The organism is Acidovorax sp. (assembly GCF_016783915.1).
Taxonomy (GTDB): Bacteria; Pseudomonadota; Gammaproteobacteria; order Burkholderiales; family Burkholderiaceae_C; genus Acidovorax.
In genome coordinates this window covers 1-12,567 of sequence record NZ_JADHVT010000008.1, presented here as the reverse complement: position 1 = coordinate 12,567, position 12,567 = coordinate 1, and the positions used below count along the sequence as shown (strand labels likewise).

The following is a 12,567-nucleotide window of genomic DNA, read 5'->3' as shown; positions in this document are numbered from 1 at the left end:
CGCGGGCGCCCCCTTCATCAACGATGGCTGACGAGCCGAAGTGCGCTCCGTGCTGTTCGACGAATCGCCGGGCCTACCGCCTCAATGGTGCTTGTGGAACACCCGCTGGTGCAGCCGCCGCAGTGACCACCACACCCCCACTGCTACCACCGGAATCGCCAGGGCTGCCGTGGTCTCTGCCGACAACGGCCACCCCAATTTTTGCGCGCCCTTGGCCAGGTAGCTGACCAGCCCGACGATGTAGTAGGTGATGGCAGCCACGGACAATCCCTCCACCGTGGACTGCATCTGCAGCTGCAGATCCTGCCGGTGGTTCATGGTGGTCAGCAACGCCTGGCTGCTTTGCTGCTGCTCGATTTCTACCCGGGTGCGCAGCAGGTTGCTCATGCGCGATACACGCTGCGACAACGCATCCTGCCGACGGGTCGCCCACTCACAGGTGCTGCGCGCGGGGGTCAGGCGCCGGTCCATGAACTCCCGGATGGTCTGCATGCCCGCCAGGCGCGACTCGGCAATGTCCTGGATACGGCGGTCCAGCAATTCAAAGTAGGCACTGCTTGCCGAGAAGCGCGAGTGCGTGGCTGCGTACTGACTCTCCACCTGCCCGGCCAGGCGCGTCAGCCGGTCCAGCAATGCGGGCTCGTCATCACGGTTGGCCGTGCGGATGGCTTCAGCCAGCGCCGCCAGTTCGCGCTCAGCAAAGGCCAGCACGCTGGCAGCCTCGCGGGCGGCGGGCAGGCCCAGCAAGGCGGCCATGCGGTAGGTCTCGATTTCCAGCAGGCGCTGCACCAGACGCCCCAGGCGCCTTGGTGTCATGCCTCCTGCCAGCAGCACCATGCGCGAGAAACCGTCAGCGTGGATCGCAAAGTCGGTGTACACCTCGCCATGCCCATCGGCCACGGTGGACGCCACCAGCGTGTCTTCGTGCAGCACATGCTTGACCAGAGAGCCCGATCCAAAGGTATGTGTGGGCAGCACCCACAGGTTCAGGCTGCACAGGCACTGGCCGGGCAAAGCTGCAAGCCAGTCGTGCGGAACGGAATCCACGGCACTGACCGGCTCCCGTTCTCCAAAAGCCTCCACCGGCGCCGGGACCATGAAGGTCCAGGTGACGAATTCGGTGTGCATCTCCCAGCGCATCCGAAAAGCGCCCAGGTCCATCCGCAAGTGGGTGGTGTGGGCGTCGGGCAGCGCCATGTGGTGGTCCCGCAGGAGCGCGGCCACATGGGCCCGGCTGGCCTCGCGCCCTGCCGCATCGGCCAGCATCACGATGTGCGCGATGGCCAGCGGGGCGTTCATCGCCTCAGGCGGGCGGGCGTGGATTTCGTTGTGCAGCATCGCCCGGTGCGGGTGCTGCGTGGGATGAAACGGTGTAGACATGCGGACCTCTGCCCGCAATTGTGTACTGGCGACAGCAGTGCCAGTTGGACGCCACTGCCCAAAAAACAACGGCACCCGAAGGTGCCGTTGATCAGGGTGAGAAAAGAATCGGAACCGATCAGTCTTCCACAAACGCTTCTTCGCGCTTGTTCTTCACCGAAGGCAGCAGCACGATGATGAGCAGCAGGGCCGCAGCCGCCAACAGGCCGGCCGACAGAGGACGCGTCACAAACACGCTCCAGTCACCACGCGACAGCAGCAGCGCACGGCGCAGGTTCTCTTCCATCATGGGGCCCAGAATGAAGCCCAGCAACAAAGGTGCAGGCTCAGTGCCCAGCTTGTGGAAGATGTAGCCAATCAGACCAAACGCACCCACCATCCAGATGTCGAAGGTGTTGTTGTTGGTCGAATACACACCCACCGCGCAGAACAGCACGATGGACGGATACAGCCAGCGGTAAGGCACGGTCAGCAGCTTGATCCAGATACCGATCAGCGGCAGGTTCAAAATCACCAGCATGGCGTTGCCGATCCACATCGAGGCGATCAGGCCCCAGAACAGCTCGGGGTTGCTGGTCATCACCTGGGGACCAGGCTGGATGTTGTGGATAGTCATGGCACCCACCATCAGCGCCATCACGGCATTCGGCGGGATACCCAGCGTCAGCAGTGGGATGAACGAAGTTTGCGAGCCGGCGTTGTTGGCAGACTCGGGGGCCGCCACACCGCGGATGTTGCCTTGGCCGAAGGGCACTTCGCCAGGACGCAGCTTGGTCTTCTTTTCCACCGTGTAGGCAGCAAAAGCGGCCAGCAAGGCACCACCACCGGGCAAGATGCCCAGAGCAGAACCCAGCGCTGTGCCACGCAGCACAGCAGGGATCATGTTCTTGAAGTCTTCCTTGGTGGGGAACAGACCTTCCACCTTGGCAGTGAACACCTCACGCTCATCGTCGGGACGCGAGAGGTTGGCGATGATTTCACCGTAACCGAACACACCCATCGCGATGGTCACGAAACCGATGCCGTCGGTCAGCTCAGGGATATCGAAGCTGAAACGCGCCACACCCGAGTTCACGTCGGTCCCCACCAGCCCCATCAGGAGGCCCAGCACGATCATGGCCACGGCCTTGAGCAGCGAGCCCGAGGCCAGCACCACGGCACCGATCAGGCCCAAGGTCATCAGCGAGAAGTATTCGGCGGGACCGAACTTGAACGCGACTTCGGTCAGCGGAGGCGCAAAGGCCGCCAGGATCAGCGTACCCACGCAGCCCGCAAAGAACGAACCCAGGCCCGCAGCCGCCAGCGCCGGCCCTGCTCGACCCTTGCGCGCCATCTGGTAGCCGTCAATCACGGTCACCACCGATGAGGACTCACCGGGTAAGTTCACCAGAATGGCGGTGGTCGAACCACCATATTGCGCGCCGTAGTAGATACCGGCCAGCATGATCAGCGCGGCGACCGGGGGCAGCGCATAGGTGGCGGGCAGCAGCATGGCGATGGTCGCCACCGGGCCGATGCCTGGCAGCACGCCGATGAGCGTGCCGAGCAAACAGCCCACAAAACAGTAAATCAGGTTCTGGAAGGTGAAAGCAACACCAAAACCCAACGACAAGTTGTTAATAAGATCCATGGTCGGTGCTCCTGCTTAACCTGCGATGAAACTCGGCCACACAGGAAACTGCAGCTTGAGCGCCCACACAAAAGCCACATAGCTGCCGATGGCCAGCACGGTGGCGAGAACAAATACGGCCTTGGCGTTGAACTCATTGCCAGCCAGGCTGGAGATGAAGGTCAGTGCATAGATGCCCACGATGAGCCCCATGGCCGGGATGCCCAGGCTGGGCAAGCCGCCGAGCAGGATGCCGAAGGCAAAGTTGGCGGCCAAGATGAAGAACAGCGGCTTCCAGGCCCATTTGCCGATCTTGTCGCCGTCGGCGGTTTCCACGGTCAGCGCCTTGAAGGTGATCACGCTGCCGATGATGGCCAGCAAGACCCCCAGCAACAACGGGAAGTAGCCGGGGCCCATGCGCGCGCCCGTCCCCACGTTGTAAGTGGTGGCACCCCACGCAAATGCGACCCCGACGCCCATGAACATGAGCCCGGACGCAAAGTCTTTATTACTCTTGATTTTCACGAATTGTCTCCTTGACGGAATTCTCGACTGCGCGATTGTGCTGGCAAGGCGGGGGCGGCGCGATGTGGATTCCACCTACATCCGGTAACGCTCCACCCACACCGACAACAGCACCTCACCCCGCCAGACCGTCTCAAAAACCTGAAAAGAAGGGCAATCGGGGAAGATTGCCCAGAGCGCAACCTCGCGCGCCCCGTCGCTCACTCCAGGGGCGGTGTGGCCGAAATCACCTCTTCCATGGTGGTCAGCCCCTCTGCCACGCGCAGCGCGCCCGCCAGGCGCAACGGACGCATGCCATCTTGCACGGCCTGCCGGCGCAGCACATCACTGGAAGGCGCCTGGGTGATCTTGTCTTTGAGCGCCTCGCTGACGGTGAGTAATTCATAGAGCCCCATGCGACCCCGAAAGCCCCCCATGCGGCAATCCACACAACCAACCGGCTTGTACGGGTGGTAGCTACCGCTGATCTTCCAGGGCTTGACCACCTCGGTCAGGGCTTCGCGGCTAGCGGCCTCATCCTTTTGTTTGCACTGCTTGCACAGCGTGCGCACCAGCCGCTGGGCCAACACACCCAGCAAGGTGGCATTGATGAGGTACGACGGCACACCCAGCTCCATCATGCGGGTGATGGCGCTGGGGGCATCGTTGGTGTGCAGGGTGGAGAACACCAGGTGGCCCGTCAGCGCCGCCTGGATGGCCATCTCGGCAGTCTCCAGGTCCCGGATTTCGCCCACCATGATGATGTCGGGGTCCTGCCGCATCAGCGCGCGCAGGCCTTCAGCAAAATTGAAGTCGAGCTGCGGCTGTACCTGGGTCTGGTTGAAGCTGGGCTCAATCATTTCGATCGGGTCTTCCACCGTGCTCACGTTGACCTCTTCGGTGGCCACGCGCTTCAGGGTCGAGTACAGCGTTGTGGTCTTGCCCGAACCCGTGGGGCCGGTCACCAGGATGATGCCGTGCGGCCGCTTGACCAGCGCCTCCCAGCGCTGCGCATCGTGCTGCGCAAAGCCCAGGGCATCGAGGTCCTTGACCGCGTTGTCGGGGTCGAAAATGCGCATGACCATCTTTTCGCCAAACGCAGTGGGCAAGGTGGACAGGCGCATTTCCACCTCTTCCCCCCGCTGGTTACGGGTCTTGATGCGGCCGTCCTGGGGGCGGCGCTTTTCCACCACGTCGATACGGCCCAGCAGCTTGATGCGCGCCACCATGGCGTTGTGCACACCCATAGGCATCTGGTAGACCGGGTGCAGCACGCCGTCGATGCGAAACCGGATCACGCCCTGGTCGCGGCGCGGCTCCAGGTGGATATCGCTCGCGCGCTGGTCAAACGCGTACTGCCAGAGCCAGTCCACCACCTTGACCACGCCCTGGTCGTTGGCGTCGAGCTGCTTGTTGCTCTTGCCCAGCTCCACCAGCTGCTCAAAGCTGTTGCCGCCCGAACTGCCTCCGGCCTTTTGCGCCGCGCGCACCGACTTGGCGAGCGCAAAAAATTCAGCCGTGAAGCGGTGGATGTCCTGCGGGTTGGCCACCACCCGGCGCACCGAGCGGCGGGACTGGCGTTCCACTTCGGCCACCCAGTCGTCGATGAAGGGCTCGGCCGTGGCCACCACCACTTCTTTGCTGGTCACCTGCACAGGCAGCACCTTGTGGCGCTCCGCATAGGTGGCGCTCATGGTGTCTGCCACACGCCCCACATCCACCTTGAGCGGGTCGATGCGCATGTAGGCAAGACCCGCCCGTTGAGCCAGGTACTCGGTCAGCGCCTCGATGTCGAGCGGCTTGCCGTCGCTGGATCGCTCCATGGCCACGTTGGCCAGGCGCACCAGGGCGTGCTGGGAGCTCTCGGCCTGCGAGCAGCGGGCGATGGTACGCTGCGCTTCCTCGCGCGAGATCACCTTGTCATCGCTGAGCCACTGCACCATGCGGCGCCAGTCCACCGGGCCAATGTGCGAAGCCGACTTCAGCCGGTCAGGCGTCACGACAGGAGCATTCATTGCAAGATTCCTTTCAGGGGTTCACCGGCTTGAACACCCGCAGCCACTTGGTGGTGGGCAGGTCCCAGCGCGTCTGGATGGCCTCAGCCCGCTCGGCCAGCTCCGCACGCTTGGGCCGCGTGGGGGTGCGCTGTGCCAGCACCACCGTATTGCCTTCGCGCGTGGGCTTGAACGCCCACAGCGCCTGGTCACCAAACGCCTGCGCCATGCTCTGCAGGCTGCGGTCAAAGCTCGACGCACGGCCAAACAGGTTGACCGTCATGCAGCCCGTATCCGTGAGCAAAGCGCGGCAGTCGGCATAAAAGTCGGGGCTGTCGAGCACGGGAGCTGCTGCTTCGTGGTCATACAGGTCCACAGCCAGTGCATCCACCGTGCCAAGCCACATGGGGTTCTGGATTTCCTTGGCAGCATCGGCCAGCACCACACGCAGCTTGGGGCCGTCGGGCGGCAGCTTGAACCACTGGCGGCACACGGCCAGCACCTGCGGGTTCAGCTCGATGGCGGTGGTGCAGATGCGCAGCTTCTTGTGACAGAACTTGGTGATGGCCCCAGCCCCCAGGCCCAGCTGCATGGCATGGCCCTTGGACACCAGGGCCAGGTCGGCAAACAACAGCCAGGCCATCATGCGCTGCACGTATTCGAGCTCCAGGGCAAAGGGCTCGTCAATGCGCATGGAGCCCTGGATCCAGGGCGTTCCCAGGTGCAGGTGGCGCACTTCGCCATCGTCGGACACGCTGACTTCGGGCAGTTCTTGCAGGGTTTCTTTTTTTCGGGCCATTCACAGCAATCCGTGCCGGGCCATGACATCGGCCCAGGCGGTCAATTTACGTTCAAAACTCCAGGAGGCATTGGCCGGGCTGGTCGATGGCAGCCTGACCGCCTCAATGGGCGGTGCAGCGGGCCGTACCCCTGCATTCCCCCCATCATGCGGCAAGAGCGGTAAGTGCCTGGAAGCGCTCAGCCCGGCGAGCACCGCCTGGGCGTGTCGAAAACTCTCCGCACCGTTGTGCGCCAGCGCTGCCAGCTGGGGGCACACGCTGCGCAGCGCGGCAAAGTCGTTGAGCCGGGCGTTACGGATACTGGTGTCCAGGCTGCCCTCGCGCTCGCAGCTCTGGTACACGTCCCACAGGCCCAGGCCGCGATCCAGCAGCCAGGCGCAGCGGTCCGCATAGCCATCCGGCCCCGCCGGGGGCAAGGGATGCTGGGGCCACACAGCCTGCAGGATTTTCCAGAAATGGTTCTGGGGATGGGCGTAGTACTGACGGGCCTGCAATGATGCAGCCCCAGGAAAGCTGCCCAGCACCAGCACCACGGTATGCGCGCCGGCCACCGGCGCCAGACCGTGCCAGCGCACTGACGACCCGGTGGAATCAGGGGTAGAGGCCAGGGACGGTCCGGCTGCAGAGGGGGCGAAGGGCATGGTCCAATTTTGGGCCCAAAGGGCAGCCAACCCCGCCCTGCATCACAAAAAAGATAGCTGTGAGCCCTTTGCCACAGGGCGCAAAGCTCCCAAATTTCTCCATATTGATCGCCCTGTTGATCGGCCCGCCGATCGCTCTAGAGATCCGACCGTTCATCCTGCAACGCTCGCCCGTCCGCCAGCAGTCGCTCCAGCCGTGGCAACGCAGCCATCGCATTGGCCCTGGTATTGCGGGCCAGCGCCTGCATGGACTGGCCGCGCAGTTGTGCCACGACCGCCGCAATGCCTGGTAGCTCTCCCGGGCTGTTTCGGCCCTGGGCCTGACCTGCGGCGCGCTCTGCGGCGGTGGTGTACAGCCAGTGGGGCGGAATATCGGGCGCGTCGGTTTCCAGCACCAGCGCATCCCGAGACAGTTCGGTCGCCAGGCGGCGCAACTGCAAGGCGCGGTCATAGGTCACCGCTCCGCCAAATCCCAGCTTGAAGCCCAAGGCAACAAACGCCTGGGCCTGCTGCAGGCTGCCGTTGAAGGCGTGTGCAATGCCACCGCGCACAGGCAGGTCCCGCAGGCCCTTCAGCAGCTTGTCGGCGGAACGCCGCACGTGCAGGATCACCGGCAGGTCGAACCGCCGGGCCAGTTGCAGCTGGGCACGGTAAAACCGCTCCTGGCGCACCGGGTCAAGACCCGGCACAAAATAGTCGAGGCCGATCTCGCCGATCGCCACCAGGCGCGGGTCTGCGTGGTGCTGCTCCAGGTACTCGCCCAGATGCCGCAGGTCCTCATCCTCAGCGCGCCCTGTGTAGAGGGGGTGAATGCCCAGCGCATAACTGTCCCCATGCTGGTGCGCCAACGCCCGCACGGTGTCCCAGTTGCTGCGCTCCACGGCCGGGATCACGCAGTGGCACACCCCCTGGGCCGCCGCCTGAATGCGGACCGCGCTGCGGTCGACATCGAACTCGGGCGCATCGAGGTGGCAGTGTGTATCGATCCAGGCGGTCATGCGCCGATGATGCCCGATGCAGCGAACTGGGCCTGCAGAGCCTGCGGGTCCTGTGTAGCCCTGCATGTGCATTTGCCCGCAAACCGTGCTACTGTCATTTGCGTGCGCCAAGCCCTGGCGTGTACGAGCAAAGGTGACAGGATGCCCCGGCCCGCCCTCTACAGCAGCTCCCGCCCCGCCCGCAGCCGCACGCCTGCGGCGGTGGATGCCACCGATCCGGCTGCGCCTGCTGCCCAGGCACCAGACGCTGCAGCCCCCTTGCCGTCCAGCCAGGCTTCACCCACCCTGCCGCCGGCCTCGCACCCACCTGCCCTCAAGCGCCAGCTGGTGGCCCTGTGGGCTATCGTGGTGCTGCTGGCAGCCCTGCTGGCGGCCAGCGCCTGGCAGCACAGCCGCACCGCCCCCCGCAAGATCACCCAGGACGATATTGACGCTGCAGTGCTGCGCACACTGGAGACCACCACCCCGCCCTCTGCCGCCGCCCGTGCCGTGGAGAGCATCGGCCCCTCGGTGGTGCGTGTGGTGGGCTACGGGCGCAGCAAGAACGGCAAGGAAGAGGTCGAGCGCGGCATTGGTACGGGCGTGGTGATTGTGGACAAGGGCATCATCCTGACGAACCTGCACGTGGTAGCCGGCGCAGACCGCATTGGCATCACCTTCCACGACGGGCTGGAAACCACGGCCAGCGTGACCGGCGCCCAACCCGAGAACGATCTGGCCGTGCTGCAGGCCCACAAAGTGCCTGACGACCTGGAGGCCGCCACCCTGCGGTCCACCCAGGACCTGCGCCCGGGCGATCATGTGGTGGCCGTAGGCTTTCCCTTCGGCATTGGCCCATCGGCATCGGCGGGCGTGGTGTCCGGCCTCAAACGCGAGTTCACGTCGCCCGAGGGAAAGCGGCAGCTCAGCAACCTGATCCAGTTCGACGCGGCTGCCAACCCAGGCAACTCCGGCGGCCCACTGGTGACGATGGACGGCGAGGTGGTGGGCATCGTCACCGCCATCCTCAACCCCACCCAGGCGCGCACTTTCATCGGTATCGGTTTTGCCGTGCCCATTGAAAACGCCGCCTCGGCCATCGGCATGCCGCCGTTCTGATCCAGAACCCCATTCATTCCATTCCGCCATCGCAAGGAGCACCATGTCATCCAGCACGTCGCCCAATGCATCGAATGCCGCCACTGCCACGCTGATGGAGCAGGTGCTTTACGAGGTCAAACGCGTGGTGGTCGGGCAAGACCGCTTTCTGGAGCGCGTCATGGTTGCCATGCTGGCCCAGGGCCACCTGCTGGTCGAAGGCGTGCCGGGCCTGGCCAAGACGCTCACCGTCAAGACGCTGGCCAGCACCATCCAGGGCAGCTTCAAGCGCATCCAGTTCACGCCCGACCTGGTGCCCGCCGACCTGGTGGGCACGCGCATGTACAACCAGAAGACCGGCGAGTTCAGCACCACGCTGGGCCCCGTCTTCACCCACCTGCTGCTGGCCGACGAAATCAACCGCGCGCCTGCCAAGGTACAGAGCGCGCTGCTGGAGGTGATGCAGGAGCGCCAGGTCACCATTGCGGGCGAGACCCACAAGGTGCCCGAGCCCTTCCTGGTGATGGCCACCCAGAACCCCATCGAGACCGAAGGCACCTATGCGCTGCCCGAGGCGCAGGTGGACCGCTTCATGATGAAGGTGCTGCTGGGCTACCCCACCGAGGAGGAAGAGTTCGTGATCGCCCAGCGTGCGCTCGACCTGCCCGTGCAGGTGCTGCCCGTGGCCACCACGGCGCAGCTGGCAGCGCTGCAGGCCGAATGCCGCACCGTGTATGTGGACCCGTCGATGCTGCAATACGCCGTGAAGCTGGTGGCAGCCACCCGCGAGCCCGCACGACATGGCCTGAAGGACCTGGCCGGCTACATCAGCTGCGGCGCCAGCCCGCGCGCCACCATTGCCCTGGCCGAGGGCGCTCAGGCCCTGGCCATGCTGCGCGGGCGCAACTACGTGCTGCCCGAAGACATGACCGATCTGGCCGCCGATGTGCTGCGCCATCGCGTGGCGCTGTCGTACGAAGCGCTGTCCGACGGGTTGGATGCCGACGCACTCATCCAGCGCATCATGGCCAAGATCCCGGCACCAGCACGTCCCTTGCATCACGAGCAAAAAGCTGCTTGAGGTGTCATCGCCATGAACAGCAAGCCGCCTGCAACCTCCGCCACGGTGCACACCCTGCCCACATTGCCCGGGCAGGCCGACCGGCTGCTGCGAGAGCTGGAGTGGAGGGTGATCCGCCGCCTGGACGGCCTGCTGCAGGGCGACTACCGCACGCTGATGCGCGGCAGCGGCCTGGACCTGACCGACCTGCGCGAATACCAGCCGCACGACGACGTACGCCACATCGACTGGAACGTGACCGCACGGCTGAACACCCCCCATGTGCGCGTGTTCACCGAAGACCGCGAAATGTCGGCCTGGTTCCTGCTGGACCTGAGCCCGTCCATCAGCTTCGGCCCCACAGGCCATGCCAAGCGCGACATCCTGACCGGCTTTGTGGCCGTGCTTTCGCGCCTGCTCACCCGCCACGGCAACCGTGTGGGCGCCGTGCTCTACGGCGGTGCCAGTCCGAAGGCCGAACGCGCAGTGGATGCCGTACTGCCCCCGCGCAGCAGCCGCGCCCATGTGCTGCACCTGGTGCACAAACTGCTGCCGTCCAAAACCCCGGTGCCACCGCACAAGACGGGTGGCGGTGCCACCGAACTGCACCGGCTGCTGCAGACCGGCCTGGCCACGCTCAAGCGCCGATCCACCGTGTTTGTGGTGTCCGACTTCATCAGCGCGCCCGGCTGGGAAAAGCCCCTGGCCCAGCTGGCCCAGCGGCATGACGTGGTGGCCGTGCGCCTACTCGACCCGCTGGAGCTGGAGCTGCCCGACGTGGGCCTGGTCACGCTGCGCGATGCCGAAAGCGGCGAGCAACTGCAGGTGGACACGCACGACGCGGGTTTTCGCCGCCGCTTTGCCCAGCTGGCCGCCGACCGCGAGGCGGCGCTGCGCGAGGGCCTGACCCGCGCGGGCGCCGACACGCTGGAGCTGTGCACCGACGACGATCTGGTTGACGCCCTGCTGCGCTTCATGGACCTGCGCCAGCGCCGGGTGCGGGCGCACAGCAACCCCCTCGTCCCCGCATCGGCATCCGCAGGCCCTGCCGCAACGGCTGCCGCCGCCTGACCTATCGATTGATCACCCGCCGCACACGCTGTACTCGCCACCAAGGACACACACCATGGTTTTTCTCTGGCCCACCCTGCTCTGGCTGCTGCTGGCTGTGCCCCTATTGGTACTGCTGTACTGGTGGCTGCTGCACCGTCGCAAGAAAACAGCGCTGACCTACTCCAGCCTGTCCCTGGTGCGCGAGGCCATGGGCCCCGGCCAGCACCTGCGCCGCCACATCCCGCCCGCGCTGTTCCTGCTGGCCCTGGTGGCGCTGCTGCTGGCCGCTGCGCGCCCGCTGGCCGTCATCACCCTGCCCTCGCAGGACCAGACCATCATGCTGGCCATGGACGTGTCGGGCAGCATGCGCGCCGCCGACGTGGAGCCCGACCGCATCACCGCCGCCCAGAACGCCGCCAAGGCCTTCATTGCCGACCTGCCGCGCCATGTGCGCGTGGGCATCGTGGCCTTTGCCGGCAGCGCCCAGCTGGCCCAGCTGCCCACCCAGAGCCGTGAAGACCTGGTCAAAGCCATCGACAGCTTCCAGCTGCAGCGCGGCACGGCCACGGGCAACGGCATCATGCTGTCCCTGGCCACGATCTTCCCCGACGCGGGCATCGACATCGCCGCCCTGGGCGGCCGCCAGGCCATGCGCCCAAAGCCCATCGAAGAGCTGGGCAAGCAGCAGGACCCCGCCAAGACCTTCACGCCCGTAGCCCCAGGCTCGTACAACTCGGCCGCCATCATCATGCTCACCGATGGTCAGCGCACCACAGGCGTGGACCCACTGGAAGCCGCCAAGTGGGCGGCCGACCGGGGGGTGCGGGTGTACACGGTGGGGGTGGGCACGGTGCAGGGCGAGACCATTGGCTTTGAGGGCTGGTCGATGCGCGTGCGGCTGGACGAAGAAACCCTGAAGGCCGTGGCTGCGCGGACCAATGCCGAATACTTTCATGCGGCGACGGCGGCAGACCTGAAAAAGGTGTACGAGACGCTGAGCTCGCGGCTGACGGTGGAGAAGAAGGAGACGGAGATTTCTTCTTTGCTGGCGTTGTTGGGGGCGGTGCTGGCGTTGGTGGCGGCGGGGTTGTCGGTGTGGTGGTATGGGCGGGTGATGTGATCTTTTTTGGGTGATTTTGGCTGGATGCGCTAGTGGGATATGGGCTGGTAGCTATTGATTTTGTAGTGTTTGGTGGCGTGTGCTGATTGGACCGCATGCTGGTGTTGAGGGCGGAGGCCGGGAGTCGCCCGGCATGCGAGTCCCTTTCTTTCGCGTCGCCGAAAGAAAGGAACCAAAGAAAGGGCGACCCCACTGTCTGCGTCCCCTGCGCTTCGCTACGGGGCAACCTGCGGTGCTCGGGTTTGGCGGGGTCTCGCTCGAACTCGCTCCGTTTCACTTCGCTCAGACAATCGCGAGCCCTGATCCGCCAAACCCTGCGCTCCTCGGCGCA

The 12,567-nt window shown here is 65.2% G+C and carries 11 protein-coding genes; 4 read left to right on the top strand and 7 right to left on the bottom strand.

Annotated elements, in window-relative coordinates:
• Nucleotides 1–81 precede the first annotated feature (81 nt).
• From ISS20_RS03245 to ISS20_RS03215, 7 genes are all read right to left on the bottom strand, one after another.
• Nucleotides 82–1,380, bottom strand: coding sequence for a DUF3422 family protein (locus ISS20_RS03245; RefSeq protein ID WP_291433640.1), 1,299 nt, complete (start codon nucleotides 1,378–1,380; stop codon nucleotides 82–84).
• A gap of 118 nt (nucleotides 1,381–1,498) precedes the next feature.
• Nucleotides 1,499–3,010, bottom strand: coding sequence for a tripartite tricarboxylate transporter permease (locus ISS20_RS03240; RefSeq protein WP_056060945.1), 1,512 nt, complete (start codon nucleotides 3,008–3,010; stop codon nucleotides 1,499–1,501).
• A 15-nt stretch (nucleotides 3,011–3,025) separates the two neighbouring features.
• On the bottom strand, nucleotides 3,026–3,514 hold the full coding sequence (locus ISS20_RS03235; RefSeq protein WP_291433637.1) for a tripartite tricarboxylate transporter TctB family protein: 489 nt from the start codon (nucleotides 3,512–3,514) through the stop codon (nucleotides 3,026–3,028).
• 200 nt (nucleotides 3,515–3,714) lie between these two features.
• On the bottom strand, nucleotides 3,715–5,508 hold the full coding sequence (locus ISS20_RS03230; protein WP_291433635.1) for a GspE/PulE family protein: 1,794 nt from the start codon (nucleotides 5,506–5,508) through the stop codon (nucleotides 3,715–3,717).
• A gap of 13 nt (nucleotides 5,509–5,521) precedes the next feature.
• The gene (locus ISS20_RS03225) at nucleotides 5,522–6,286 is read right to left on the bottom strand and encodes a spermidine synthase (RefSeq protein ID WP_291433633.1); all 765 of its coding nucleotides are present in this window, start codon (nucleotides 6,284–6,286) and stop codon (nucleotides 5,522–5,524) included.
• Nucleotides 6,287–6,928: a DNA-deoxyinosine glycosylase gene (locus ISS20_RS03220; protein WP_291433631.1), complete on the bottom strand. Its 642-nt coding sequence runs from the start codon at nucleotides 6,926–6,928 to the stop codon at nucleotides 6,287–6,289.
• 137 nt (nucleotides 6,929–7,065) lie between these two features.
• Entirely contained in the window at nucleotides 7,066–7,926 is an 861-nt protein-coding gene (locus ISS20_RS03215) for a TatD family hydrolase (protein ID WP_291433629.1), read from the bottom strand.
• A gap of 141 nt (nucleotides 7,927–8,067) precedes the next feature.
• On the opposite strand from ISS20_RS03215, the gene ISS20_RS03210 reads away from it, so the two are divergent.
• The 4 genes from ISS20_RS03210 to ISS20_RS03195 are packed head-to-tail and all read left to right on the top strand — an operon-like array spanning nucleotide 8,068 to nucleotide 12,236.
• Nucleotides 8,068–9,024, top strand: a complete 957-nt coding sequence (locus ISS20_RS03210) for a trypsin-like peptidase domain-containing protein (protein ID WP_291433628.1) — start codon at nucleotides 8,068–8,070, stop codon at nucleotides 9,022–9,024.
• A gap of 43 nt (nucleotides 9,025–9,067) precedes the next feature.
• On the top strand, nucleotides 9,068–10,084 hold the full coding sequence (locus ISS20_RS03205; protein WP_291433626.1) for a MoxR family ATPase: 1,017 nt from the start codon (nucleotides 9,068–9,070) through the stop codon (nucleotides 10,082–10,084).
• A gap of 12 nt (nucleotides 10,085–10,096) precedes the next feature.
• Nucleotides 10,097–11,134 carry a DUF58 domain-containing protein gene (locus ISS20_RS03200; protein ID WP_291433624.1) on the top strand — a complete coding sequence of 346 codons (1,038 nt, stop codon included), beginning with the start codon at nucleotides 10,097–10,099 and terminating at the stop codon, nucleotides 11,132–11,134.
• A 55-nt stretch (nucleotides 11,135–11,189) separates the two neighbouring features.
• A complete protein-coding gene (locus tag ISS20_RS03195; RefSeq protein WP_056060921.1) occupies nucleotides 11,190–12,236 on the top strand; it encodes a VWA domain-containing protein in 1,047 nt (348 codons plus the stop codon).
• Nucleotides 12,237–12,567 lie beyond the last annotated feature (331 nt).